The sequence below is a fragment of the Kocuria atrinae genome, from assembly GCF_039531425.1.
GTDB classification, from domain to species: domain Bacteria; phylum Actinomycetota; class Actinomycetes; order Actinomycetales; family Micrococcaceae; genus Kocuria; species Kocuria atrinae.
In genome coordinates, this window is the sequence record NZ_BAAAQA010000004.1 from 146,233 (window position 1) to 172,351 (window position 26,119).

Genomic DNA, 26,119 nt, shown 5'->3' on the forward strand with positions numbered 1-26,119 from the left:
GTCGCCCGCACAGCGCGGGGGCCGGGCGGCGTCGTCCTTGTGCTTCAGCTCATTGACCGCGCGAAGTCTCGGGCGTCGCGAGGCGCAGCACCCACGGGCCGGTCTCCATGGGCGACCCGGCTAGGGGCCGCTGATCACCGTGATCAGCACGAACAACAGCGGCAGGTAGAGGATCGCGACGGCCAAATTGGCGATGCCCCACCCCGGGCGATTGCAAAGAACGGCGCACCCCGTGCCACACCCGCCCGCGAGGAACGGAACCCCCAGCAGGACCAGCGGTAACCACGGACCCATGTACTGGCCGAACGGCAGGAACAACGTGATCCCCACCGCCACGAAGAACATGATCACCGTGAGCCGCGACGAGTAATGACCGCGCTCGCCGTGAGCTGGACGGTGGTTACGCGCCGAATGGCGAGGTCCGGAACCGGAATCACGCCGTGCAGCACGCCGGGAAGCCGGTCGGGATGCGGGCGGGGATGCTGCCTGCCGTGATGCTTCGCGGGCTTCTCGCCGGGACGTGGCGGGGCGGGGCTGATCTGACAGAGGTTCAGCGGCTCGAGCGGCACGAGACCTCGCGTTTGGTTGCGCAGCGAAGTGGCTCATCGCGGCACACACGGTGAGACCGTGAACCAGACGGTGGTGGCCGCGGCGACCACGCGTTCGTCGGTTTCCATTTGAGGCCCGAACCGGTGGATTTCGGCGCGGAAGTGCGCGTCGCACAGACAGCCGAAGTAGCCGCTGTCGATGTAGCACCGGTCGTGGCGCATGCACAGCGTGTCGAAGGTGCCTTGCGGCTCCCCACCGCCGTGACCGGGTCCGCACCAGTTGCCCCAGATTGGAATCCCGGCCGAGATGCCCGTGCGTTCCCGCAAGGGGTCTTGGCTCGGAGACGCGGATGAGGCCAGGTCAGACTCCGCATCCGGTGTGTCCGACACGTCCGGTGTGGTCGTGGGTGCGGCCACCGCGGCCCCCACCGCGGTGAACAGCACCGTGCCCATGACTAGTGGAATGACTGTCACAGCCCAGAATGGTCCCCGTGAAGATCTCATGAGTTCGACTCCCCCAAGTTGAACTAGATGATGTGTTCATACTGTAGGGGCTGTGGCTACCCGAGGGAAACAGATGTGTTGTTCTGTCCGGTGCTGGGCGCCCGGGGCCCACGGAACGAGGCGTACCCTGGTCCAGGAAGTTTGCAGCGGCATCAATGTGAAAGGGAGCGCCTCAGCATGCAGGCCGGCGGAGTGTGGGAAGGCTATGAGCGAGGCAGCTCCGGGTACAAGAGGATTCTGATCGCGTTGCTCTGCGCGGGGATCGCAACCTTCGCGCAGCTGTATTCCGTGCAGGCGGTCCTCCCCATCATGGCCAGAGAACTGCACATCGACGCCGCGCAGGCATCCTTGGCGGTTTCGGCGGCCACACTGGGTTTGGCGGTCGCGGTGATCCCGTGGTCGCTGATGTCGGACAGGTTCGGCCGCCGGACCACCATGGTGGCGGCAGTCATCGCGGCAACCATTCTGGGCGTAACTATGACGTTCATGCCGAGCTTCGAACTGCTCGTGGGAATGAGATTCCTGGAGGGCATGGCGCTGGGCGGTATTCCCTCCGTGGCCATGGCCTATCTGGCGGAGGAAGTGAACCCGTTGCACGCCGCGGTTGCGGCGGGCAGCTACATTTCGGGCACCACCCTGGGAGGGCTCTCGGGTCGTATCGTGGCCGCACCGGTCGCTGACTTCTGGGGCTGGCGTGCCGGCACCATGGTCGTGGCGATTTATGCCGCCGGGGCCGCTGTGGCCTTCATCCTGTTAGCACCCAGGCAACGAGGGTTCACCCCGCAATCGGTTCGCCTCGGTGGGCAAGGTGGACTCTTCGAACGGTTGCTGGTCAACCTCAAGGACCCCGGACTCGTGTCCTTGTACATGCAGGGATTCTTGCTCATGGGCGGGTTCGTGGCCGTGTACAACTTCATCGGTTTCCACCTGGGGGAGGAGCCGTACAACGTACCCCAGTCGATCGTGTCGGTGCTGTTCCTGTCGTATCTGTCCGGCACGTGGTCCTCGACCGAGGCGGGGCGGATTGCCGCGCGTCACGGCCGCAGGAAGGTCCTGATCATTTCGTCCCTGATCACGCTGGGCGGGTTGCTCATGATGCTGATTCCTTGGCTGCCCGCAGTGGTGGTGGGACTGCTGATTTTCACCGCGGGCTTCTTCGCCGCCCATTCCGTGGCTAACGGCTGGGTGCCCGCGCGAGCCACCGTGGGGCGCGCCCAGGCGTCCTCGTTGTACACGCTGTTCTATTACGGTGGCTCCTCCGTTTTTGGTTACGCGGCCGGGCTGTTCCTCACCAACTTCGGGTGGAACGGTGTGGTGGCCTTCGTGGGCGCGCTGATCGTGGTGGCGCTCGCGCTGACCGTGCTGTTCCTGCGCCGCCCCGTCACACCGGAAACCGTGCAGCCCAGCGCCGACTAGGGTTGAACGAGACAAAACCCACACGTGGACAGCCTGAGGAGGCCCCGCATGACCAACACGTTGACCGTTCGCCACTTGTTCGGCCCCGGCCCGTCCAACCCGTACCCGGAAGCCACCGAGGCCCTCGCCCGGCCGCTCATCGGCCACTTGGACCCGCAGTTCCTGGAGATCATGGACCGTGCATGCGATGGTCTGCGCCAGGTGTGGGGAACCTCCAATCGCCGCACGTTGCCGATCTCGGCCACCGGCTCGGCGGGTATGGAAGCGGCGTTCGTGAACTTCGTGAACCCCGGTGACGTGGTGGTTGTCGCGGTCAATGGTTTATTCGGTGAGCGCATGTGCGATGTCGCAGCACGCTGTGGTGCCGAGGTGGTTCGGGTGGACTTCCCATTCGGCCAGCCCGTGGACGCTCAGAAGGTGGCCGAGGCGCACCCGAACCCCGCGATCATCGCCGCCGTTCACGCGGAGACCTCAACGGGTGCGCGTTCTGACATCGCTGCCCTCGGTGCGATCAAGGGCGACGCGTTGCTCCTCGTGGACGCCGTAACCTCGATCGGCGGCATCGAGCTGAAGGCCGATGAATGGGGCATCGATATCGGGTACGCCGGCACCCAGAAGTGCCTGGGTGTGGCCCCCGGTCTGGCGCCCTTCACAGTGTCCGACCGTGCGTGGGAGCGCCGCGTGGAGAACCCGCGCTCGTGGTACTTGGACCTTGGCATGCTGGGCGGCTACGTGGGGGAAACCTCCGGCAGCGCCTCGCGCACTTACCACCACACCGCTCCGGTGGCCATGATCGCGTCCCTGGACGCGGGGCTGCAGCGCATTCTGGGTGAGGGTCTCGACGCCGTTCGCGACCGTCACTACGCCGCAGGCCAGGCGCTCCAGGACGGACTCGAGGCCATGGGCCTCGAGCTGTTCGCCGCGGAGGGGTATCGCCTGCCCGAGCTGACCACCGTCAAGGTTCCGGAAGGCGTGGACTCCGCGGCGGTCCGTAAGGAGCTCCTCGAGAAGTACAACCTGGAGATCGGTGCCGGCGTCAAGGAGTTCGCGAGCACCGTGTGGCGTATCGGACTGATGGGCCCCAATGCCGCGCCGGATTCCGTGGCGCTCATCCTGGGCGCATTGAAGGACGTGCTCGGCAAGTAGCGCGGGCGACTGCCGGCCAGATCCTGTCCGGCACAATCATGACCAAGAAAGCTGCCCCGGTCGCGTGACGCGGCCGGGGCAGCTTTGGTTCTGATTTGGATCAACTCTGACTAGGGCTCAGCCAGGTGATCCGGTCAGTGACCTCAGGCGCTCAATTCATCCTTGATGGCCTGGACGAACGGTTCCAGGTCACCGGGGTTACGCGAGGTAATGAGCACCCAGTCCTTGGCGGGGCAGCGCTTCATGGGCTCATCCACCCAGGTGCCGCCGGCGTTGGTGATGTCGACCTTGACGGAGTCGTAGGAGGTCAGGGTCTTGCCGTCCACCAGGCCGGTCTCCACCAGCAACCACGGGCCGTGACAGATGGACGCGACGGGGCGGCCAGAGGAAGCGAACGCCTTGGCGATCTTCTGGGCATCCTCATCAAGGCGCAGGGTATCCGCGTTGAGCGTGCCGCCGGGCAGCAGCAACAGGTCGTACTCGGACTCGTTCACGTCCGCGATGGTCTGATCCACGGGGAACGTCTCACCCAGATCCCAGTCGCCCACGAGGCTCTGGATCTCGCCGGTCTCCTGCGATGCAACGGTGACGGTGGCACCCGCTTCGCGCAGCTTTTCCAGGGGAACCTTCAACTCGTCCTGCTCCACGCCGCGGTTGGTCTGCAGCGAGAGAATCTTCTTACCGGTCAAGTCAGCCATTGGTAAGGCTCCTTTCAATGTGATTATGGTTCTACGGTTCCACCGCGCGGCGACGTTGGCAAGAAGATTCGCGGGCTGTCCGCTATGAGCGACACGGCCGGCCCCGAGAACACTCGATTGCGAAGGCTGCCGGCGACCTCGCTGTCTGCCGGTGCGATCTCGTCGAGGAGGCTCGGCCTCATTCAGGACCCCGGCCCTTAAGGTCACGAACGGGTCACGATACGAAGAACGTATGTCGTAATACACAAGAATGCGCTAAATCGGCCCTAACCTGCGTGGGATTCAACAGCAATCTGACCACTATGGACGATGCAGCCCTCTGCCTGCGGGGAGGGTGGGGACGGTACGCGCGTGTGGGATTTCGTCAGAGATAGTCAACAACAGATTTTGTTCGCCTCGTGGCAGCATTTCAGCCTGGTGGTGCAGTGCCTTGTGCTGGCCACCGTTCTGGCCGTGGTGCTGTCCGCATTGGTCTACCGGAGTAGGACGGCCAGTGCGCTGGCCAACGGGGTCTCGGCCATGGGCCTCACCATTCCGTCCTTCGCTCTGATCGGTCTACTGATCGCGCCGTTCGGGTTCGGTGTGGTTCCAGCGGTCATCGTGGTCACGTTCTTCGCGACCCTGCCCATCCTCCGTAACGCGGTGGTGGGGTTGAACAGCATTCCCGCCTCCGTGGTCGAATCCGCTCGCGGTATTGGCATGAGCCGTTTCCGCACCCTGGCCACCGTGGAACTGCCCATGGCGTGGCCCATCATCCTGGCGGGCATTCGCGTGTCTGCCCAGATGGTCATGGGCATTGCCGCCGTGGCCGCCTACACCCTGGGCCCCGGCCTGGGTGGCTTCATTTTCTCCGGTCTCTCCCGCCTGGGCGGGGCCAACGCCTTCGAATCCGTGGTGGTGGGAGTCGTCGGTGTCATCCTGCTGGCCATCATCTTGGACCTCCTGCTGGTGGTCCTGAGCCGTCTGACAACCTCGCGAGGTATCCGCGTCCGAAACACAAACCATCCAGAACTCCGCCGAGAAGGTCAGCGGCGCGTCCATCCTGCTTGATCAGGTGACCAAGCAGTACCCCGGACAGGCCAAGCCGGCCGTGGGCGGTCTCACCATGGAAATCCCTGCGGGCAGCATCGTGATGCTCGTGGGTCCCTCCGGTTGCGGTAAGACCACCACGCTGAAGATGATCAATCGTCTGATCGAGCCCACGGACGGGTCAATCGTGATCAACGGGGACAACGTCACGGACATGAACGGCGACAAGCTCCGCCGTCAGATCGGTTACGTGATCCAGGCCGGCGGTCTGTTCCCGCACATGAGTGTGGCGGCCAACATCGGTTTGGTCCCCAAGATGCTCGGGTGGGACAAGGGCCGCATTGCCGCCCGCGTGGACGAGCTCCTTGAACTGGTGTCCCTGGACCCGAAAACCTACCGCAACCGCTATCCCAAAGAACTTTCCGGTGGCCAGCAGCAGCGCATTGGCGTGGCCCGTGCGCTCGCCGCAGATCCGCCCGTCCTGCTCATGGACGAGCCGTTCGGTGCGGTGGACCCCATCACCCGGCAGCGCCTGCAGAACGAGTTGCTCAACATCCAGGCAGAGCTGCAGAAAACCATCGTTTGTGTGACCCACGACTTTGACGAGGCCGTGAAGCTCGGCGACTGGATCGCCATCTTCAACGAGGGCGCCCAGATCGAGCAGTACGACTCTCCCGAACGTATTCTGGCGAATCCGAACAACGAGTTCGTGGAGAACTTCATCGGCTCCGGTGCGGGTCTCAAGCAACTCACGCTCAACCGGGTGCACGAAGTCGAGCAGCAGGAAGCCGTCACCGCTACCCCCGGCGAGTCACCGGAAACGATCATCGCTCGACTTGAGGAAGCAAGTCAGCAGAACGTGGTGATCCTGGACTCCCGCGGGCGCGCCATTCAATGGTTGTCGCAGCGCCAGCTCTCACGCATGCAGGTCATCTCGGACGCTACGGACCCCAACCTGCCTCTCGTCAACGAACAGTCCACGCTCAACGATGCCTTGGACGCGATGCTGGTCGCGAGCACCGGAGCCGCACTGGTCGCTGGTCGACGAGACGTGTTCACCGGCCTGATCACGGTCAACACGGTGATGGACGCCATCTCCACCGGGCAAGCCGCAGCCCAGGGCGGCGGCGATGCACCGGTGGGCCTCAACACCGGATCCCTTCCGGAAGTTGCCGACGACGCCGCCACCGCCGGTTCCACGGCGGCGGGCGCCTCCGACGACTCCACTCGAACCCCGGCTGAGGGCCAGCGTGCCCCGCGGGACGAGCACGGGGACGACTCGAGCGCAACGAGTCGGGGCGACGTCGGCAGGGATAACGTGGCAGAAACGAGGGATCGGCCGTGAGTGCAACCACCGGCGTAACGAACCCGGATGCCGTCTCGACCACCGCGGCGGTCGCGGGAGGTTCGTCCAAGGGGCTGTGGATTCAGCTCGCTGTCATCATGGTGGGCATTGCGGCACTGTTCGCGTGGTTGGCATTCGGCGATCTGACCGACACCGAACGCGCGACCCTGGCACCCGACGCCCTATGGGGCTACACGTGGGAGCACCTGAAACTCACCGCCGTGGCAGCCGCACTGGTCCTGCTCATCGCGATTCCGCTGGGCATCCTGCTCACCCGTGGGCCGCTGCGAAAACTGACCGGACCCGTGCTCGTGGTGGCCAACATCGGACAGGCGGCACCGGCCATCGGGCTGGTGGTGTTGTTGTCCTTCTGGCTGGGCTTCGGCTTCACCGCGGCGGTCGTCGCGCTGGTGGCATATGCGGTTCTACCGGTGTTGCGCAACACCATGGTGGGCCTGCAACAGGTGGATGAACGGCTTGTGGAGGCCGGACGCGGAATGGGTATGAGCGCGGCGGCTGTGCTTTTCAGAGTGGAACTTCCGCTGGCGGTGCCGGTCATGCTCTCCGGTATTCGCACCGCTCTGGTGTTGCTGGTCGGAACCGCAACGCTAGCCACGTTCATCAACGGCGGTGGACTGGGAATTCTGATTACCACGGGCGTAAACCTGAACTTGATCAAGGTGCTGATCGCGGGCTCTCTGCTGGTCGCACTCTTGGCACTGCTCGTGGATTGGCTGGGGCGCTTCGTGGAACACGTCGCGCGCCCGAAGGGACTGTGATGGCAACGTCGAAACGAACGCAAGGAGCGCAACGACCGGTGGCCGGGGCGGCGTCGTCGAAAAGTAAGCCGACGCGCGCCGTTGCCGGAATCGGTGCGGCACCGTCTGTGATGTTGTTGGCGGGATGTGGGCTGCAACCGGCCACGTCGTTCGTGCCGGAGGTACAACCGGGCGAGATCCAACCTGTGGAGGGACTGCCCGAGGACGCCCAGGTGACGGTGGTGAGTAAGAACTTCACCGAGCAACTCATCCTGGGCAAGATCGCCGTGATGACCGCAGAGGCCGCGGGATTCGAGGTGGAGGACTTCACCAATGTGCCCGGAAGCCAGCCGGTGCGCGAACTGATGGTTTCGGGCGAGGGGGACTTCACCTACGAGTACACGGGAACCGCGTGGATCACTTACATGGGTAACGCCACCGGCATCCCGGACAAGGAAGAACAGTGGCAGGCTATGCATGACGCGGACCTGGAGAACGGACTCACATGGGGCAGGCCCGCGCCGCTGAACAACACGTACGCATTCGCGGTGCGTAGCGAGGCGGTGCCCGAACTGGGCAACATTTCCAAGCTCTCACAGATCGGGAGCCTGCCCGTGGCCGAGCGGACGCTGTGCGTGGAGGCGGAGTTCAACTCCCGGCAGGACGGCTTGGATCCCATGCTGGAGACCTACGACATTCCGCGGGGATCCTCCAACGGCATTCCGGACGGCAACATCGGCGTGTACGACACGGGCGCTGTGTACACGGCGACCGATGATGGCGACTGCAACTTCGGTGAAGTTTTCACAACCGATGGTCGCATCGACGCCCTGGAGCTGACCGTCCTGGAGGACGATCGCAACTTCTTCCCGGCGTACAACGCGGCACCGGTGTTCAACTCGGAGACTCTGGAGGAGTACCCGCAACTGCAGGAAGTCTTTGACCAGGTCTCACCGCTGTTGACCGATGAGACCATGCGCCAGTTGAACCTCAAGGTGGATGTGGAAGGTCAGGAACCCGTGGACGTGGCCTACGACTGGATGGTTTCCGAAGGCCTCATTACTGCCGAGGACTGATCGGCGCGGGTCCGAGCTCCCATCACCTTTCCGGGGTCAGCCCGGGTCTGAGAGCGGAGTCTGAATGCCAAGGGCGCGGCGTCGTCGTAAGACAGATGAACGGTTAAAAGGGGCGGCAGCCGCCCGAAGGCGGCTGCCGCTATTTCCGTCCGTCCAGGAGGCCACTGTCCGGGCGGAGATTAGTGACGGTTCTCAGGAACCGTTGGACAATTCGGACACGAGACGACCCACGTGTCCCTTCGCATCGACGCGGTATTCGGCGTTCGCGAGCGTGCCGTCTGCGTTCACGACGAACGTGGAACGCAGGGGGCCCTCGGAGGTTTCACCGTTGATGGTGCGTTCACCCCATGCGCCCCATTCCTTGGCGGCTGCGTGATCGGGATCGGAAAGAAGCGTGTAGGGGAGGTGGTACTCCTCCACGAAACGGTTGAGTTCTTCCGGGCTGTCCCCGGAGACTCCGTACACGTCGTAACCCAGGCCCTTGATGGCGGCCAGGTTGTCGCGGAAGTCGCATGCCTCGGTGGTGCACCCCGGCGTGAACGCCTTGGGGTAGAAGTACACCACTGCGCTGCGCTCGTTCTGTTCACCGAGATTCACGGTGTTGCCGTCGTGTGCGGTGAGGTTGAGGGCGGGGGCGGTGTCGCCCGTAGCGAGTTCGCGGGACATGGTTGCTCCTAGGTGTTTGGTGGTTCCGGCGGGATCCGCGATCAGCGGGTCAGGATCCGGGACAGTGCTGCTCCGATGCAAGCAGCAGATACGGCCAGAGTCCACATCTCAGCGGAACGGTTCTCGATCTTGCTGCTACCGGCGGAGAAATCCGGGTCCAGCGTATCGCCGGTGTACTTGAAGTAGGACACGTGGGCTGCAGTGGCAGGTGCGTTCGACATTTCTCATTCCTTTCATCATCCGGAAGCTGTTTTCCGTAATACGAAATATACTGTAAGCTGGGTCACAGGTCAAGAGGTTTGCCGAAAAATTTCGTGGTATTGCGCGGGTGCGCAGGAAAGACCCCGTGGGTCGGCTGCCCGAAAGATGGTGTTGAGGCTCTGACTAGCTGCTATGTGCACATCGGGCGGCGGGGCGACGGCATCCGGCATCGGCGCCTGAGGTGTCGATGCGCCATGGCGTGGGCAGTGTGGCGTGAGATTTCGATGCGGGGAAGCCTCGTGTGAGGAAAAGGCGGCTGCGAAGCGCCAGGGGAAGGAAGTGCAGCTTGAGCGCACTTTTTCTGCATGTTCATCACCTAAGACTGCGGGGCTGTAGGTTCCTCACTCCACACTGCTGGGGGGTGCGGTAGCGCGAGGGATGCCGCGCATTGCAGCCACGGTCTGGCTATGAATAGTCCTGGCCGTACACGAGCCCCTCTAGTGGCTGCGCACGTACCCCAGGTGCTTGTCGACCTGGTTCTTCAGGGTCTTGCCGTGCAACCAGCGGCCCAGGTTGTCCTCGAACTGTTCCGCCAGGGTGGTTTGCCAGCCGACCACATCCCCGCTCATGTGCGCAGACATGTGCACGTTGGGCATGGCCCAGAACGGGTGGTCGCGGGGGAGGGGTTCGTGCTCGAAGACATCCAACGACACCGCCGCTATGCGTTCTTCTCGCAATGCATTGACCAGCGCCGGTTCGTCCACGAGCGCTCCGCGTCCCACGTTGACCACGTGCGCTGACGGTTTCATGCGATGGAGGACTTCACTGTTCAGTAGTCCCCGCGTGGCGTTGGTCAGGGGCGCGATCAGCACCAGGTGGTCGACCTCGCCCACGTGGTCCGCGAGGTCCGAGCTGGCGATGACCGTCCCGAAATCCTCGTCGCGCTCGCGACCGGTGCGTCCCGCACCCGTGACCTTCAATCCTGCCGCACTCAACAGTCGGGCGGTGGCGCGGCCGATGCCGCCGGTGCCAACCACTAGTGCCCGCTGCCTCGCGGTCTGCTGGAGTTCGCGATGCTGCCATTCCGCCTCGCGTTGCAGTTCCTTGCTGCGGTGCAGTTGCTTGTCGTGGGCCAGGATCGAGGCGAGCACGAACTCGGCAATGGGCACGTCAAAGGCGCTGTGGGCATTGGTCACCGTGATGTCCGAGACGCGGAGTTCGTCGAACAGCAACGAATCCACGCCGGCCGCCGCCACGTGGATCCACTCGAGGTCCGTTGCGGACTGCCACGCGTCCCGCAGGGCTGTGGAGAAGAAATCCCAGACCAGTAATACCTGCGCGCCGGGTAGGGCTTCCGGTAGTCGGTCCGCGTCCGCGTAGACGACCTCGGCCAGTGTCTCGATCTCCCGCGCATTGGGTAGGTCGGGGACGCCGGGGGAGGTGAGCACTACGAGTTTTGGGCGCCGACGTCGCTCGCTCCCGGCGGCGGCGTCGCTTGCCAGGGTTGCCCGCTTCGTATTGCCGGTGCCCTGAGGTGCGCGAGCTGGCGGCCCGGCGGTGCTTGATGTGTTGTCCGGGTGGTTTTCGGGTGTTTTTTTCGGCTCCACACTTGCACCCTAGAGCAATCCTCTGATTGTTGACAATCATTCGATTACGCCGGGACAATGTGACCCATGACATCTCTGAGTCCTCTCCTGAAGCAGGCAACTCCCGTTGTGGTCGATCACGCCCTGGGAAGTTGGATCTATGGCACGGACGGCCGGGAGTACCTGGACTTCACCACGGGCATCGGGGTGACGAGCACCGGTCACTGCCACCCCAAGGTGGTGGAAGCGGCCCGGGAGCAAGTGGGCAAGGTGATCCACGCGCAATACACCACCGTGCTGCACAAGCCGCTGTTGGCGTTCACGGAGAAACTGGGTGAGGTGCTGCCCGCGGGATTGGACTCTCTGTTCTTCGCCAACTCCGGCTCGGAGGCTGTCGAAGCCGCGGTCCGGTTGGCTCGTATGGCCACGGGCCGCCCCAACATCGTGGTGTTCCAGGGTGGGTTCCACGGTCGCACGGTGGCGGCGGCATCCTTGACGACCGCAGGTACCAAGTTCTCGGCCGGCTTCTCGCCGCTGATGTCCGGCGTACACATGTCCGCGTTCCCGTACGCCTACCGCTACGGCTGGGATCAGGACACGGCCGTGGGCTTTGCGTTGCAGGAGCTCGACTACCTGCTGACCACGCGCACGGCCCCCAATGACACCGCGGCGTTCCTGATCGAACCGGCGCTGGGGGACGGCGGCTACATCCCCACGCCCCCGCGATTCCTCGAGGGACTGCGCGAACGAGCCGACCGCCACGACATCCTCCTGATCTTCGACGAGGTGCAAGCCGGGGTCGGGCGCACCGGCAAGTACTGGGGACACCAACACTCCACCGCGCTGCCGGATATCCAGATCATGGCCAAGGGCATAGCCTCGGGCTTCCCGATCTCGGCCATCGCCGCGTCGAACGAGCTCATGTCCAAGGGCTGGCCCGGTTCGCAGGGTGGCACCTACGGCGGCAACGCGGTCTCCGCGGCGGCGGGCGTGGCCACCCTTCAGGTTGTGGAGGACGAAGGTCTTGTCGAGAACTCCCGGGTCCGCGGCGACCAACTCCAAGCCGGACTTCTGGACATCCAGTCCCGCTATCCGGTGATTGGTAACGTGCGCGGGCTTGGCCTGATGCAGGGCATCGAGTTCACCGCCCCGGACGGCTCACCGGATGCCGCCACCGCCGCTGCGGTGCAGCAGGCCACAACCGACCAGGACCTCCTCACGCTCACCTGTGGGCCCGCGGGCAACGTGGTTCGGTTGATCCCCGCGCTCGTGGTCACCGAACGCGAGATCGAGCAGGGCCTCGAACGGTTCGACGCCGCTCTGGCCGCCGTCACGGCGTCTGCTGGCTCGGCTGCCGGGAACTGAGGGCGCCCATGACGCCCGCAGCAATTCCGGTGGTCACCCGACTTCGCGAAGTGGGAATTGAGGTCGACCCCTCCGAGCGCCGCACCTCCGAGTACGCCTACGATGCCTCCAACTACCGTGTGCGACCCCTCGCCGTCGTCTTTCCGCGCGCCGTGGATGACGTGGTCGCTACCGTGCGCGCCTGCGCGGCAACTCGCACCCCCGTTGTCAGCCGGGGCGGCGGAACGTCCATGGCGGGCAATGCGGTGGGGCGCGGCGTCGTCGTCGATTTTTCGCGCCACATGGACCGGATCCTGGAGGTGGACCGGGAGGCCGGAACCGTCGCGGTGGAACCCGGTGTGGTGCTGGCGAATCTGACCCGCGAGGTCGAGGCCGCGACGGGCGGCAAGCTGACCTTCGCCCCGGATCCGTCCTCCAAGAATCGCGCTACCGTGGGCGGCGCGATCGGCAACGACGCGTGTGGCAACCACTCCGTGCGGTACGGACGGACCAGCGATCACACGATCGAGATCGACGTAGTGACTTCGGACGGGGCACGGCTGACGGCCACCGCGAGCGAGCTGCGCGCCACGGACCCGACCGACAGGGCATCGGTGATGCGTGCGGAGGAATTGAGCCGTGAACTGCGGGAGCTGGCCCGCGAACACCTGGCTGCATTCCGGCTGGAACTCGGCCAAATCCCGCGCCAAGTCTCGGGATACCACCTGCAGAATCTGCTGCCCGAAAAGGGTTTCAACGTGGCTCGGGCGCTTGTGGGATCCGAGGGGACCTGCGCCTTGATCGTGGGCGCTCGCATGCGATTGGTGCCCAAACCCGCGAGTGCGCTGCTGGTGTGCCTGGGCTACGACACGGTGGTTGATGCCGCTCGGGACGTGACCACGATCCTCGAGTTCTCGCCCGCGGCGGTCGAGGGAACCGATAAGGCCATTGTGGAGACCATGCGTTGGCGGCGCGGGCCCGATTCCGTCACGGGTCTGCCCGAGGGCAATGCGTGGTTGTTCGTGGACCTGGACGGCGACACGGAAGACGCCGTCAATGCGCAGGCGGATGAGTTGCTGGAGCGGCTGAGCGAGAACGGTCGGCTTGTGGAAGGCATCGCTGTTCCCGACCCGGAGGAACGCGCGAACCTGTGGCGGGTGCGCGAGGACGGCGCCGGACTCTCGTCCCGGCTGTCCACGGGCGGAGAATCCTGGCCGGGCTGGGAAGATTCCGCGGTGGCCCCTGAAAAACTGGCCGACTACCTGGCCGAACTGCGTGAACTCATGGGGGACTACGACCTGGACGGTGTGATGTACGGGCACTTCGGCGCCGGGTGCATGCACATTCGCATCACGTTCGACCTGCGCACCGAAGCCGGGCGCGAGGTATACCGGAAGTTCACCCGGGATGCCGCCCACCTGGTGGTTCGCCACGGCGGCTCTTTGTCCGGGGAACACGGCGACGGCCGCGCCCGCTCCGCGTTGTTGCCCATCATGTATTCGCCCGAGGTACTCGAGGCCTTTGCTGCGTTCCGGCGCGCGTGGGACCCCACGGGGCTGCTGAACCCAGGATCGATCGTGGATCCGGAACCCATCGACGCGCACCTGGCCCTCCAAGGTGTGCCGGACCGGGAATGGCACACCAGCTTCGATCTGCAACCCGCGGGCGCGGCGGAAACCGCCCGCGAGTCCGGGCACGCTGCCCAACCCGATCCCTGGGTGCACGCGGTCCAAGGTTGCATTGGTGTGGGGCGCTGCCGCGCGGACAGCGGCGGCGTGATGTGCCCGAGCTTCCGCGCAACCCATGACGAGAAAGACTCGACGCGCGGGCGGGCCAGAGTCCTCCAGGACATGGTGCGCGGAGCCGCCACCGTGTCCGAAGGGTGGAAGTCCGACGACGTGCGCGAGACCCTCGACCTGTGCCTCTCCTGCAAGGCCTGCGCCACGGACTGCCCCGCGGGCGTGGACATGGCCACCTACAAGTCCGAATTCTTCGACCATTACTACGCGGGCCGGATCCGTCCGCGCTCGCACTACTCCCTGGGGTGGCTGCCGCGCTGGCTCAAGATCGCGGGCAGGATCGCACCGCTCGTCAATGCCGTTCTGACCACGCCGCTGGGCAAGGCCGCCGCGTGGCTCGGCGGTCTCACCACGCGCCGCGCGCTGCCGAAGTTCGCGCGTGCGGGGCAGTGGCGTACCGAGGTCGACGATGCCGCTCGCACCGGGCGGTCGCGCCGCGAGACCAACGACGCCGCTCGCACCCTTCCACGCGACGGTTCTGGAGGCCTGTCGGATTCCACGTCCGACGGTTCGACGTCCGGCCCCACCTCTCCCAGCAGTGCCACATCGAGTAGTTCCTCGACCGGCGGCGACCCTTCCCGTGGCGCCGTGCTGTTCGTGGACACCTTCACTCGCGGTTTCCGACCCGAGGTCGCCGGAGCGGCCGCCCGAGTTCTGGCCGGCGCGGGCGAAAACGTCGAGTGCGCGGCGGATGTGTGCTGCGGGCTCACGTGGATCTCCACGGGACAGTTGGGCACCGCCAAGAAGATGTTGAATCGCGCGGCGTCGGTATTGGATGACGGAACTGACCACCCCATCGTGGTCATCGAACCCAGTTGCGCGGCGGCCCTGCGTAAGGACCTGCCGGAACTCGTGCACACCGAGCAAGCGCAGCGGGTGTCGCGCAGGGTCACGAGTTTCGCGGCGCACATTACTTCTCTGGCGGGTCAGGACAGGCTGGCAGAGCCGGCGCGGCCGCTGCCGCAGCGCGCCGTCGTGCAGACCCATTGCCACGAGTACTCGGTGTTCGGCCCCGCCACGCAGCGCAGGGCGCTCGCGGCCGCGGGAGTTGCCGAGGTGAACGAGGCGAATGGCTGCTGCGGAGTGGCCGGAAACTTCGGATTCGAGGCCGAACATTACGAGGTCAGCATGAAGGTCGCAGAAACGTCCCTGGCCCCGGCCTTGCGCGCGGCTGCACCGGACACCGCGGTGCTCACGGACGGATTCTCGTGCGCAATGCAGGTGAATCAACTGGATCCCAGCGCACGTGGCACGCACATCGCCGAAATCCTGGACCCCGGATCCTTCAGCCGAGCCGCAGCGGACGGTGAGCCTCGGTATACGAGCTCCGGGGCAACTGAATCACAACCACCGGGCTCGCCCTGACATGACTGGCCATCTTCGAACGAAGGAACTCCCATGAGCACACACACCACCGAACACCGCACCTCGCAGGCGGCCCTGGACGCGGTAGCCACGGTCAACACGGGCACGTTCATCAACGGCCAGTGGGGTGAGGCCGCCTCCGGGGCTCGCTTTGACGTGCTCAATCCGGCAACCGAAGAAGTCATCGCCACCGTGGCTGACGGCGGACCTGAGGACGCCCAGCGCGCCATTGAAACCGCAGGACGGGTCCAGAAGGAATGGGCCGCTACGCCGCCACGGGAACGCAGCGAGATCCTGCGCCGCGCCTACGACCTGATCATGGAACGCCAGGACGAGCTGGCTCTCATCATGACCACGGAAATGGGTAAGCCGCTGCCCGAGGCCAAGGGAGAAGTGGCCTACGCCGCCGAGTTCTTCCGCTGGTTCTCCGAAGAAGCCGTGCGCATCGGCGGGGACCAGACCATGACCGGGGACGGCAAGAATCGCATCATGGTGTCCAAACAACCCGTGGGTCCGTGCGTGCTGGTCACGCCGTGGAACTTCCCGCTGGCCATGGGTACGCGCAAGATCGGGCCGGCCATCGCCGCCGGCTGCACCATGGTGTTCAAACCCGCGAACCTTACGCCGCTGTCCTCTCTGGCGCTGGTCGACATTCTGGTCGAGGCGGGGCTTCCGGCCGGTGTGCTCAACGTGGTGTGCACCAAGAAGGCCTCCTCGGTGGTGAGCCCGTGGATGGCCAGCGGCATTGCCCGGAAGGTCAGTTTCACGGGTTCCACAGATGTGGGCGTCCGCCTGCTGGAACAAGCAGCGCAGCACGTGATGCGCTCCTCCATGGAACTAGGCGGTAACGCGCCGTTCATCGTCTTCGAGGACGCTGACCTGGATCGCGCGGTCGACGGCGCAGTGGCCGCCAAGATGCGGAACATGGGTGAGGCCTGCACCGCGGCCAACCGCTTGTTCGTCCACAGTTCGGTCATGGACGAGTTCTCCAGAAAGCTCGCGGAGCGACTGGGCAGGTTGTCGGTGGGCGACGGCGCTCAGGACGGGACCGACGTCGGGCCCCTGGTCGAAGCCAAGGCTCTCGACAAGGTTCAGGAACTCGTGGACGACGCCGTGGCCAAGGGTGCCACCGTGGAATGTGGTGGTTCCCGCCCTGATCGCCCCGGGTTCTTCTACAGCCCCACCGTGCTCTCCGGCGTGGATCCGGGATCGCAGTTGATGACCGAGGAGATCTTCGGCCCCGTGGCGCCCGTGATCCCTTTCGACTCGGAGGATGAAGTGGTCGAGATGGCCAACGACACCCCGTGGGGACTCGTGGGCTACCTGTTCACGCAGGACGTGGACCGCAGCTTCCGGGTGAGCGACGCTCTGGAGGTCGGCATGGTCGGACTCAACACGGGCATCGTCTCCAACCCCGCCGCGCCGTTCGGTGGTGTGAAGGCCTCCGGGCTCGGTCGCGAGGGTGGCCGCGTGGGGATCGAGGAGTTCCTGGAGTACAAGTACGTGGCCGTGCCGCGCACCTGAGGCCGGTGCGATGCGGTTCCGGGGCACTGGGCCCCGGAGCCGTGGCGCGGCGTCGGGCCGTGCGTGGATTGGTGCTGCAGCTCCTGTGCCCGGTGAGCGCCTCTTGGGTTGCGTGCTACGCGTCCTCGGTGGTGAGGCGCATTACGGCGTCGCGCATGTGATCGAGGAGCAGCAGATCCACGCGGGCCTCGTCCGCCGCGCGGATGGCTTCGGTGATCTCCCGGTGCTCGTCCAAGCGGAAACTGTGGGACGCGTACCGGGTTTCGAGCGCGGTCATGCACATGCGCGTTTCCACCATGAGGGTGTCGTGCATGCGAATCAGACGGGGACTTTCGGACAGCTCCACGAGCAGTTCGTGGAACGCGACGTCCGCCTCGGTCAACGCGGCAGTGTCTCCGCGTTCGATGGCCGCGGACATCTCGTCGACCTTTTCCAGCAGTCGATCCGCACCGGCCTCGGGGTCGCCCGCGATGACCCGCGCGGCGGCCGCGCGCTCCACGGCGTTCCGAGCGAGATAGAGGTCGCGAACGTCGTCGTCGGTGACCTCGATGACGAACACGCCGCGGTTACGCACGCTGAGCAGGAGACCTTCTTGTGTGAGGCGCTGCATGGCTTCGCGCAGTGGGCCGCGGCTCACGCCCAGGGAGCGGCTCAATTCCATTTCATTGAGCTGCTGGCCGGGTGCCAGTTCGCCGTCACCGATGGCTCGTCGCAGTTGCCGGGCGATCAGTGACGGTGTGGTTTCTTGCACCACGGGTCGTAGCAGATTGCCGGGCATGGCGGCCTCCGGTCCGGGGCAAACACAAGGGTTTGCAGGTCAACGTCTTACGTACCGATAAGCCTAGGGGTAGGATTGTCGACAATCAAACGGTTTGGGCGTCTTTTGCGTCACGGCCGTAGAGCGCCGGTGCGCCATCAGGTGCCCGCTGAATTCACCATGGAGGGTTCCATGAATTCGCAACACCAGGCTGATCCGCCGCACGATCCACGCGGCGCCAATACTCCAGACGGAGCCGCCCACCACCCGGAACCGGACGCCCAGACGGTTCGCCGTGCGGTGGCTGCCTCTGCGATCGGTAACGCCACCGAGTGGTTCGACTACGGCGTGTATGCAGTGTCGGTCGTCTACATCACCCAGAACTTCTTCCCGGGTGAAGCCGGCACCCTGCTGGCGCTGAGTACGTTCGCCCTGTCCTTCCTGGTCCGCCCCCTGGGTGGTTTGTTCTGGGGACCGCTCGGTGACCGGCTGGGCCGAAAGAAGATCCTGGCGCTGACCATCATCTTGATGGCCGGTGCCACGTTCTGCATCGGACTCTTGCCCACCCACGGAACCATTGGCCTGGCGGCTCCCATCCTGTTGGTACTGCTGCGCGTGATTCAGGGATTCTCGACCGGCGGGGAGTACGGCGGCGCAGCCACGTTCATGGCCGAGTACGCCCCGGACAAGAAGCGAGGCTTTCTAGGCAGCTTCCTCGAGTTCGGCACGTTGGGTGGCTTCGCCCTCGGTTCGCTGATCGTGCTCATGGGTGAGGTCGTCCTGGGTAACCAGGCCATGATGGAGTGGGGATGGCGCATTCCGTTCCTGCTGGCCGGCCCCATGGGTCTGATCGGTCTGTATCTGCGTTCCAAGCTGGCCGACTCGCCCGTGTTCTTGGAGCTGGAAGAGGCCGGTGAGTCGGAGGAATCCGCGGGCATGGCCGTCAAGGAACTGGTCACTACCTACTGGCAACCCATGCTCATCATGTCCGGGCTGGTCGTGTCCGTGAACGTGGTCAACTACACCCTGCTGAGTTACATGCCCACCTATCTGGAGGGGCAAACGGAGATGTCCGCGCAGACGGTGCTGACCATCATGTTCATTGCGCAGTTCGCCATGATGCTCGTGATTCCGTTCGCCGGCACGCTGTCTGACAAGTTCGGACGAAAACCCATGTGGTACTTCTCGCTCATCGGACTGATCGTGATGTCGATTCCCATGTACATGCTCATGGCCAACGGCTTCTGGTGGGCGCTGCTGGGCTTCGCGGTACTGGGTCTGCTCTACATCCCGCAGCTGGCGTGTATCTCGGCCACGTTCCCGGCCATGTTCCCCACGCAGGTGCGCTACGCAGGCTTCGCCATCACCTACAACGTGTCCACCGCGATCTTCGGCGGTACTGCACCGTTGGTCAACGAGGCATTGATCGAGTCCACGGGCAACCCGTTGATCCCCGCCTTCTACATGATGGGCGCGTGTGTGATCGGTCTGATCGCGGCCAAGTTCATGAAGGAAACCGTGGGCGCGTCGCTGCGCGGTACCGAAATTCCGGAGACGGGCAAGATGCCCGTGGTCACCAGGTCATAGCTCGCGCGGAGAATTCAGCGCGCCAGCAAACGCAATGCGGCCAGGGTGTATGCCCTGGCCGCTTGTGTTAACTCTCGAACACTCACGGACTCATCCACCTGATGCGCCTGGTCGTTGAGGCCGCCGGGACCCATGACCACCGTGGGCACGCCGTGGTCGCGGGCGATGAACCCGCCGTCGCACGCTGCGGTCCAGCCGCCGATCGACGACGCCCCGCCCACGTCCGCCACCGCCCTGTGCACGGTGCCGACCAGCTGGTGATCCTGATCCGTGCGAAAACCCGGCATGGACATGGTGATCTCGATGTCCATGAAGATCCCGTTGCCGGCGATGCCGGCCTGGTCCACGGCGTTACGGAGATCGGAGACGATCTGCTCCGGGTCCTCGCCCGGCATGAGGCGGCGGTCCAACCACACGTGGCACGAAGGCGCCACCATGGAGGTGGCCCGGCCACCCTCGATCTTGCCCACATTCCAGGTGGGGGATCCCAGTAGCGGATCCAGCTCGCGGATGTGGTTTTCGTGGTCCTGCTTGATCAGCGTGAGGAGCGCCGCGGCGGCGTCGATCGCATTGCGCCCGTCCGCCGGACGCCCGGAATGTGCGGGGACGCCCGTGATCTCGACCTCGAGGTAGGCGTCCCCGCGGCAGGCAATCACGGTTTGCAGATCGGTCGGTTCGGCCACGATGCAGCCTCGGAATTCACGTCCCAACCCGCGTGCGGTGAGATGACGGATCCCCAGGCCCAGGTCCTCCTCGTCCACGGTGGACGACAGCCGCACGGGCCCGGCAAGTTCCCTGCCCGAGCGGCGCAGCGCATCCATTGCGACCAGTGCAGCGGCCAGCCCGCCCTTCATGTCCGTGGCACCGCGCCCGTACAGTCGATCACCCTCGACCTCCGCGTTGTAGGGCTGCCGCGTCCACCCGGGCCCCGCTGGAACCACATCGGAATGGCCCAGAAACAGTAACCCCGGCCCGTCTGCCACGGCACCGCCCACGGGCAGGTCCACGTCCACGTTGGGGCGCCCGGGGGCTACCGCGTCGCTGCGGGACACCAAGCCTCGCTCGCTTGCCGCGCGCTCCAAGGCCTGAGCGGTGCGTTCCTCGGTGCCACCGGGATTCTCACCAGCGGCGTTCACCAGGGTGCACGTGAGCTCGATCAGCTCATCCGGGTCGATGAGATCGAGTACGATCCGCTCGTCCGGGGTGCACTGCACATCATCACTGGGCATGAGGATCTCCGTTCCTGTGTGGCACCTGGTCTGGACCGCCACGTGAACTCCTGGTTCCGAGCGCAATCGACCCGGCCACGCTGCCGGTCTGTGTTCGAACGGTCAGGTTTACCCGTCGACTTCCTTGCGGGCGATGTCGAGCGCCCGGGCGAGCCGCTGGAGCCCCTCTTCGGTGCGTTCCGGGGTGCTCGAGGCGAAGCACAAGCGGAACGCGTCCTGGAATTGACCCGACGGGGACAACGACGGTCCCGGAATGAACGCGACCCCTTCCGCCAGTGCGATCTCGAATAAGCGGGGGGAGGCGACCCGGGCGTCGTCGCCCTGGAGCGTGACCCATAGGAAGAATCCGCCGTCCGGATTGGTCGTGCGCACGCGATCACCCAAATGCCGCGCGATGGAGGCGTCCATGGCCTCCTTACGGCGCTTGTACTCGGTGCGTAGGCTGGTCAGGTGATCGCCGTATCCGCCGCGGTTGATATAGGCGTTGACGATGTGCTGGCCGGGCACATTGGCGCACGTGTCCATGGCCTGTTTGCCCGCGATCAAGAGTTTCCGCAGCCGGGGATCGGCGTTGATCCAGCCCACGCGTAAACCGGGGGCCAGGATCTTCGAGAAGGTTCGCACCGAGAAAACCAGGGGATCGTCAGGGTTGATCTCCCGGAAGCCGGGCACCGGGTCTCCTGAAAAGCGAAGGGCTCCGTACGGATCGTCGTCGAGAATCATGGCGCCCCATCGGTGCGCGAGGTCGAGCAAGCGGCGTCGCCGGTCCTCGCTCAGAGTGGTGCCGGACGGGTTCTGGAAGTTGGGAATCGTGTAGATCATCCGGGGAACGCGGCCCGACTCGGCAACGAGAGTCTCGAGCGCGTCAATATCCATGCCGTGATCATCCACGGGTACTTCCAGGACGTCGGCCCCGTAGCTCAGTGCGGTGCCGGAACCATTGGTGTAGGTGGGGCTCTCCACGACCACCAGGTCACCGGGATCCGTGAACAATTTGAATGCGAGGTCCAGGCCCTGCATGCCGCCGGAGGTGATCACAATGCGCTCCGGGTCGGAGGACGCGCTCGAGAACTGTTCGGTGACCGTGGTGATCAGGTCCGGTTCACCCTCCGTGGCACCGTAGGTGAAACTCGCATCCGTGAGAACTTCCCCGGCAATCTCCCTGAACTCTTCGGTGGGGATCACTTCAGCCGCCGGGGCACCCATGGCGAAGCGCACGATGTCGTGGGTCTGTGCCGCGAGCAAGGACGTGGAGGAATCAATCACAGACCCCACGAGTCCGTCGGCGCGGGAGGCCAAGGGGAACAAGCCCTTGTCTGCCGGGCCGGAGATGCCCGCAGTGGGGTTGGGGTCCAAGGAACGGACGGTGGTGATGAGTGGCTTGTTGCTGGTCATGAGCTCACTTCCTGATGATCTGGCGGGGGAAGGAAGTGAATGTCTCCACCCCCGTGCTGGTCACTCGGATGGTCTCCGAAACTTCGTAGCCGTACCCCGTCATCCACATGCCGCAGATGAGGTGGAAGGTCATGTTCTCCGCGAGGACGGTCTCGTCCTCGGAGCGGATGCTGATGGTTCGTTCGCCCCAGTCCGGTGGGTAGCCGATACCCACGGAGTACCCCAGGCGGCTGGGCTTCTCGAGTCCGTAGGCGGCGAGTTTCCAGTTCCAGGCGCTGGCCAATTCGCGGATCGGGACATCGGGCGCAGTGGTATCGAGGATGGCCTGCAGCCCGTCGGCAACGGCCTCTTCCAGGCGAAGCATGTGGTCGCTGGGTGGCCCCATGGTCACGGTGCGGGCCAGGGGTACGTGGTAGCGCCGGTGGACGCCACTCAACTCGATCACCACGGCGTCGCTGGGTTTGAGAATCCTGTCGGACCATGTGAGGTGGGGAGTGTCAGCGGATGCACCGGTGGGCATCATGGGAACGATGGCGGGGAAGTCACCCCAGGCCTCACCCTCACCCTCACCCTCTGCTTGCGCAGCGGCAATCCGCGCGGCCACGCGATACTGGGGCTCTCCGGGTTCAATGGCGTCGATGGCGGCCTGCATGGACGCTGTGGTGACACGCGAAGCCAAGCGCATGTAGTAGATCTCAGCCTCGGATTTCACGGAGCGGACCCAATTGACCAATTCGAAGCAATCGACGAGCAGCCACTCGGGTATCGCGTTGCCCAGTGAGCGGTAGCCCTTGGGGGAGAAGAAATGAGCGTCCATTTCCAGCCCCACGCAACCGTGGGCGGCCGGGGCGACCTGCCCGCGGCGTCGTAGCGCGAACGCCACCCAGTCGAACGGGTGCAGGTGTGGGCGCTGAACGTAGCGCTCCGGGTACCCGATGATTTGGTGCGGAGGCAGCCACGATGTGCGGAACGCGCCCTGTGCATCCATCTCGCGCAGGAACAGCAGGATGTCTCCCTCGGCGGGGACGAACAGCATCTGCGGAACGTAAAACGACCAGGCGTCGTAGCCGGTCAGATAGAACAGATTGGCCGGATCCGTCACGATCAGCGCGGACAGTCCCTGCAGCGCCATCTTCTCGCGGACGCACTGCAACCGCTGTTCGTACTCGTGGGCCGTGAAGAGTGGCGAACGGACATCAGCAGGGTCCGCCACGACCTCCACGGTGGGGGCCGGACCAGTGGAAGGAAACCCCTCGGACACGTCCCATGTGCTCATGGTTCATGATTGAAGGAAATCCGCCTATTGTCAACAATCAAGCGATCCGTGCGAAAGACGGAGTGGTCACACGATCACCAGTGCGCGTGAGGCATGGACGTGCAGTTGGGGTGTTGCGGGTCATGGCACATCGGGCCGGATGAGGTGGGGCAGGATGGCCGGACGGGGAGCCTCGTGTGAGGGAAAGGTAAGAAGTGGGCACGTTTTCTGCATTCTCATCACATGAGACTGCCGTGCTGCAGGTTCCTTACACCAGAGTGGATAGGCCGGGCTATCAGGCTGCGCCGCGGACACATGACGGACACCCGGTCGGCTAGACAAGCTTGCTGTTGTGCCGGCACCTGCACCTATGTCGGTCAGGACACCAGGATCGAGGCGGCCAGCTCGGCGGGTAGTTCTACGGACTCTGAGCGGTCCGAGCAGCGCAGGGTCACGGGGCCGGGGTGAGCCGAGTGGGCATCCGTGTCAGCGGGAGCTGAGCCACTGATGACCACGGTGGCGCCCGGCATCAACCCGGCGTCGTAGAGGGAACGCAGCACGTCCGCATGGGTTTGTACCGACTCCGGGATCAGCTCCAAGGTGTACTGGCGCTCGCCGTTGGGGCGGGATGCCCCGACACAGGCACCCGCGCCAGCGCCTCCAGGCTGAACCGAATCAGCCCCGGCAGCACCCGACCCGGCCGCACCAGAAGTAGCACTAGCCTGCGCCACCGCATCCAGTAACGAGACACCTTCCGGGTTCTGCGTGAACGCTCCGTGGATCGGGGTGCCGTAGGGGGATGTCGTGGGGGAGGCCAGCAGTTTCTCGAGCAGGACTTCCACACGGTCGCTCATCACGTGTTCCCAGCGGCAGGCTTCTTCGTGCACGTAGGGAAGCTCCAAGCCGATCACGTCCGCCAGCAGACGTTCGGCCAAGCGATGCTTGCGCATCACGGATGTGGCCTGTTCGCGACCCTCCGCGGTCAGGGACACGGTGCGGGTGCGGATATCTCCCTCGGAGAGCTCCGTGAGCCCCTTGCGGCACAGTCGCTGAACGGTTTCGGACACGGTGGGGCCGGTGTGGCCCAGGCGCTCCACAATGCGAGCGCGCAGGGCAGGGATGCCCTCTTCTTCGAGCTCCAGCACGGTGCGCAGGTACATCTCGGTGGTATCGATCAAATCAGTCATGGCGCGCTCCTAGCTGCGGAACCGTTCCTTCCCGTGTCCAAACCTGCCGGACGGGTCATACGTGGAAAATATCAATAGTGTGCCCGGGCTTCACAGTATGAACCGTGAAACCCGGGCAAGCCACTAACGAGCGACCAACGGGCCACTAACGCGTGTGAATCACACCTGGCCGCGGTTGAGCAGGCGACCCGAGGGCTTCTTGTAGTCGACTTCCTTGCCGCCCACGAAGGTCTTGCGGACCTTACCGGAGAGCACCTTGCCCTGATACGGGGTGATGGGGTTCTTGTGGTTAAGGGACTTGGCGTCCACCACGAAGCTCTCGTCCTGTGCGAAGACGGCCATATCGGCGTCGTAGCCCAGGGACAGGCGACCCTTGGAGCGCAGGCCAACGCGCTCGGCCGGGCGCGTGGACATCCACTGCAGGACCCTGTCCAGGCCAACACCGCGGCGTCGTGCTTCGGTCCAGATCAGTGACAAGCCCAACTGCAGTGATGAGACGCCGCCCCATGCCACGCCGAAGTCACCGTTGCCCAGGTCCTTCAGGTCCAGGGTCGACGGCGAGTGGTCCGAGACGATGAAGTCAATGGTCCCGTCCAGCAAGCCCTCCCACAGCTTCTCCCGGTTGGAGACCTCGCGCACCGGCGGGCAGCACTTGAATGCGGTGGCGCCGTTGGGGATCTCCTCGGAGAGCAGGGTCAGGTAGTGCGGGCAGGTCTCCACGGTGATATCCAGGCCGTCGCGCTTGGCGGAGGCGATCATGGGCAGCGCATCCGAGGAGGACAGGTGCAGGACGTGCGAGCGCGCCTCGGTCCAGCGGGTGCGCTCGATAACCTCGGCGATCGCGATGTTCTCGGCACCGCGCGGGCGGGACTTGAGGAAGTGTTCGTACACGTCACCGTTGGGCTGCGGGGCCTTGTCGATGGTGCGCGAATCCTCAGCGTGCACGATCAGCAGCGAGTCGAAGGTCTTGACCTCGGCCAGCGCCTCTTCCATTTCGTCCGCTTCCAGGTGCGGGAACTCGTCCACGCCGGAGTGGAGCAGGAAGCACTTGAAGCCGAACACGCCGTCGTCGTGGAGGGGGCGCAGGTCCTTCTTGTTGCCGGGGATCGCACCGCCCCAGAATCCGACGTCCACAAAGGCGTTCTGCTGGGCGAACAGGCGCTTGTACTCCAGCGCGGCAACGTTCACGGTGGCGGGCACGGAGTTCAGCGGCATGTCCACGATGGTGGTCACGCCACCGGCTGCCGCGGCGCGGGTTGCTGAACCGAAGCCCTCCCACTCGGTACGGCCGGGCTCGTTGACGTGGACGTGGGTGTCCACGAGGCCGGGGATCAGGGTCTCGTCATCTGCCAGCTCCACAACCTTGGCGCCCTCGAGGTTCGCACCGAGTGGTTCGATCGCCACGATCTTGCCGTCCTTGACGCCGATCTCACGCGGGGAGAAATGATCGCCGCACGAAACCTGCTTGCCGCGCACCACCAGGTCGAACTTCCCGGCGTGCTGACCGGTGATGCGGGCCTCGGTGGGCTCGTCAGATTCCTTGAGCTTGTTCTCCGACTTGTACGCGCGGATCAGTTCGCGCACGCGCTCGGCGCTGTTGACCTCGTTGGCGAGCTTGATCTGCTCGGCGCGAGCGGACTCGACCTCTTCGCGGCGGTCCTCGGTCACGGCCAGCTGCGAGTTCTCCTGGGCCACGTCCTGCGG

At 64.9% G+C, this 26,119-nt stretch carries 22 protein-coding genes; 10 read left to right on the forward strand and 12 right to left on the reverse strand.

The window, feature by feature from the left end:
- Nucleotides 1–120 precede the first annotated feature (120 nt).
- Both ABD283_RS03665 and ABD283_RS03670 read right to left on the reverse strand, forming a co-directional pair.
- The gene (locus tag ABD283_RS03665) at nucleotides 121–606 is read right to left on the reverse strand and encodes a hypothetical protein (protein WP_344223668.1); all 486 of its coding nucleotides are present in this window, start codon (nucleotides 604–606) and stop codon (nucleotides 121–123) included.
- Entirely contained in the window at nucleotides 603–1,022 is a 420-nt protein-coding gene (locus ABD283_RS03670; protein ID WP_344223669.1) for a phospholipase A2 family protein, read from the reverse strand. The genes ABD283_RS03665 and ABD283_RS03670 overlap by 4 nt, the downstream gene beginning before the upstream one ends.
- A gap of 207 nt (nucleotides 1,023–1,229) precedes the next feature.
- On the opposite strand from ABD283_RS03670, the gene ABD283_RS03675 reads away from it, so the two are divergent.
- Nucleotides 1,230–2,468 carry an MFS transporter gene (locus tag ABD283_RS03675; protein WP_344223670.1) on the forward strand — a complete coding sequence of 413 codons (1,239 nt, stop codon included), beginning with the start codon at nucleotides 1,230–1,232 and terminating at the stop codon, nucleotides 2,466–2,468.
- A 48-nt stretch (nucleotides 2,469–2,516) separates the two neighbouring features.
- Entirely contained in the window at nucleotides 2,517–3,614 is a 1,098-nt protein-coding gene (locus tag ABD283_RS03680; protein ID WP_344223671.1) for a pyridoxal-phosphate-dependent aminotransferase family protein, read from the forward strand.
- Nucleotides 3,615–3,757: 143 nt separating this feature from the next.
- Here ABD283_RS03680 and ABD283_RS03685 read toward each other — a convergent pair whose 3' ends face one another.
- The gene (locus ABD283_RS03685; protein ID WP_344223672.1) at nucleotides 3,758–4,312 is read right to left on the reverse strand and encodes a type 1 glutamine amidotransferase domain-containing protein; all 555 of its coding nucleotides are present in this window, start codon (nucleotides 4,310–4,312) and stop codon (nucleotides 3,758–3,760) included.
- A gap of 309 nt (nucleotides 4,313–4,621) precedes the next feature.
- Between ABD283_RS03685 and ABD283_RS03690 the strand changes: the two genes are divergently transcribed.
- The 4 genes from ABD283_RS03690 (at nucleotide 4,622) to ABD283_RS03705 (ending at nucleotide 8,520) form a co-directional block, all read left to right on the forward strand.
- Nucleotides 4,622–5,362, forward strand: a complete 741-nt coding sequence (locus tag ABD283_RS03690) for an ABC transporter permease (RefSeq protein WP_425552792.1) — start codon at nucleotides 4,622–4,624, stop codon at nucleotides 5,360–5,362.
- 4 nt (nucleotides 5,363–5,366) lie between these two features.
- Entirely contained in the window at nucleotides 5,367–6,686 is a 1,320-nt protein-coding gene (locus tag ABD283_RS03695) for an ABC transporter ATP-binding protein (RefSeq protein WP_344223673.1), read from the forward strand.
- Nucleotides 6,687–6,784: 98 nt separating this feature from the next.
- Nucleotides 6,785–7,465, forward strand: a complete 681-nt coding sequence (locus ABD283_RS03700) for an ABC transporter permease (protein WP_344223726.1) — start codon at nucleotides 6,785–6,787, stop codon at nucleotides 7,463–7,465.
- Between the two features lie 110 nt (nucleotides 7,466–7,575).
- Nucleotides 7,576–8,520 (forward strand): glycine betaine ABC transporter substrate-binding protein, encoded by a 945-nt coding sequence (locus ABD283_RS03705; RefSeq protein ID WP_344223727.1) that lies wholly within the window; start codon nucleotides 7,576–7,578, stop codon nucleotides 8,518–8,520.
- A 192-nt stretch (nucleotides 8,521–8,712) separates the two neighbouring features.
- Here the strand turns inward: ABD283_RS03705 and ABD283_RS03710 are convergent, their stop codons facing one another.
- The 3 genes from ABD283_RS03710 to ABD283_RS03720 all read right to left on the reverse strand — a co-directional run bounded on the left by ABD283_RS03710 (nucleotide 8,713) and on the right by ABD283_RS03720 (nucleotide 10,835).
- Entirely contained in the window at nucleotides 8,713–9,186 is a 474-nt protein-coding gene (locus ABD283_RS03710) for a peroxiredoxin (protein ID WP_303381815.1), read from the reverse strand.
- A gap of 41 nt (nucleotides 9,187–9,227) precedes the next feature.
- On the reverse strand, nucleotides 9,228–9,407 hold the full coding sequence (locus tag ABD283_RS03715) for a hypothetical protein (RefSeq protein WP_095797624.1): 180 nt from the start codon (nucleotides 9,405–9,407) through the stop codon (nucleotides 9,228–9,230).
- Nucleotides 9,408–9,884: 477 nt separating this feature from the next.
- Nucleotides 9,885–10,835, reverse strand: a complete 951-nt coding sequence (locus ABD283_RS03720; protein WP_344223674.1) for a D-2-hydroxyacid dehydrogenase — start codon at nucleotides 10,833–10,835, stop codon at nucleotides 9,885–9,887.
- A 225-nt stretch (nucleotides 10,836–11,060) separates the two neighbouring features.
- On the opposite strand from ABD283_RS03720, the gene ABD283_RS03725 reads away from it, so the two are divergent.
- The 3 genes from ABD283_RS03725 to ABD283_RS03735 are packed head-to-tail and all read left to right on the forward strand — an operon-like array spanning nucleotide 11,061 to nucleotide 17,005.
- On the forward strand, nucleotides 11,061–12,338 hold the full coding sequence (locus ABD283_RS03725; RefSeq protein ID WP_344223675.1) for an aspartate aminotransferase family protein: 1,278 nt from the start codon (nucleotides 11,061–11,063) through the stop codon (nucleotides 12,336–12,338).
- An 8-nt stretch (nucleotides 12,339–12,346) separates the two neighbouring features.
- Complete coding sequence (locus ABD283_RS03730; RefSeq protein WP_344223676.1) at nucleotides 12,347–15,481, forward strand: FAD-binding and (Fe-S)-binding domain-containing protein; 3,135 nt, start codon at nucleotides 12,347–12,349, stop codon at nucleotides 15,479–15,481.
- Between the two features lie 33 nt (nucleotides 15,482–15,514).
- Nucleotides 15,515–17,005 carry an NAD-dependent succinate-semialdehyde dehydrogenase gene (locus ABD283_RS03735; protein WP_344223677.1) on the forward strand — a complete coding sequence of 497 codons (1,491 nt, stop codon included), beginning with the start codon at nucleotides 15,515–15,517 and terminating at the stop codon, nucleotides 17,003–17,005.
- 115 nt (nucleotides 17,006–17,120) lie between these two features.
- Here ABD283_RS03735 and ABD283_RS03740 read toward each other — a convergent pair whose 3' ends face one another.
- On the reverse strand, nucleotides 17,121–17,783 hold the full coding sequence (locus tag ABD283_RS03740; protein WP_016997211.1) for a GntR family transcriptional regulator: 663 nt from the start codon (nucleotides 17,781–17,783) through the stop codon (nucleotides 17,121–17,123).
- A 171-nt stretch (nucleotides 17,784–17,954) separates the two neighbouring features.
- On the opposite strand from ABD283_RS03740, the gene ABD283_RS03745 reads away from it, so the two are divergent.
- A complete protein-coding gene (locus ABD283_RS03745; RefSeq protein WP_344223678.1) occupies nucleotides 17,955–19,349 on the forward strand; it encodes an MFS transporter in 1,395 nt (464 codons plus the stop codon).
- A gap of 14 nt (nucleotides 19,350–19,363) precedes the next feature.
- Here the strand turns inward: ABD283_RS03745 and ABD283_RS03750 are convergent, their stop codons facing one another.
- The 5 genes from ABD283_RS03750 to allB all read right to left on the reverse strand — a co-directional run bounded on the left by ABD283_RS03750 (nucleotide 19,364) and on the right by allB (nucleotide 25,927).
- Entirely contained in the window at nucleotides 19,364–20,578 is a 1,215-nt protein-coding gene (locus ABD283_RS03750) for a M20 family metallopeptidase (RefSeq protein WP_344223679.1), read from the reverse strand.
- Nucleotides 20,579–20,686: 108 nt separating this feature from the next.
- The gene (locus ABD283_RS03755) at nucleotides 20,687–21,973 is read right to left on the reverse strand and encodes an aminotransferase-like domain-containing protein (protein ID WP_344223680.1); all 1,287 of its coding nucleotides are present in this window, start codon (nucleotides 21,971–21,973) and stop codon (nucleotides 20,687–20,689) included.
- 4 nt (nucleotides 21,974–21,977) lie between these two features.
- Nucleotides 21,978–23,249, reverse strand: coding sequence for a M24 family metallopeptidase (locus ABD283_RS03760; protein ID WP_344223681.1), 1,272 nt, complete (start codon nucleotides 23,247–23,249; stop codon nucleotides 21,978–21,980).
- A 356-nt stretch (nucleotides 23,250–23,605) separates the two neighbouring features.
- Entirely contained in the window at nucleotides 23,606–24,415 is an 810-nt protein-coding gene (locus ABD283_RS03765; protein WP_344223682.1) for a metal-dependent transcriptional regulator, read from the reverse strand.
- 159 nt (nucleotides 24,416–24,574) lie between these two features.
- Nucleotides 24,575–25,927, reverse strand: coding sequence for an allantoinase AllB (gene allB, locus ABD283_RS03770; RefSeq protein ID WP_344223728.1), 1,353 nt, complete (start codon nucleotides 25,925–25,927; stop codon nucleotides 24,575–24,577).
- Nucleotides 25,928–26,119 lie beyond the last annotated feature (192 nt).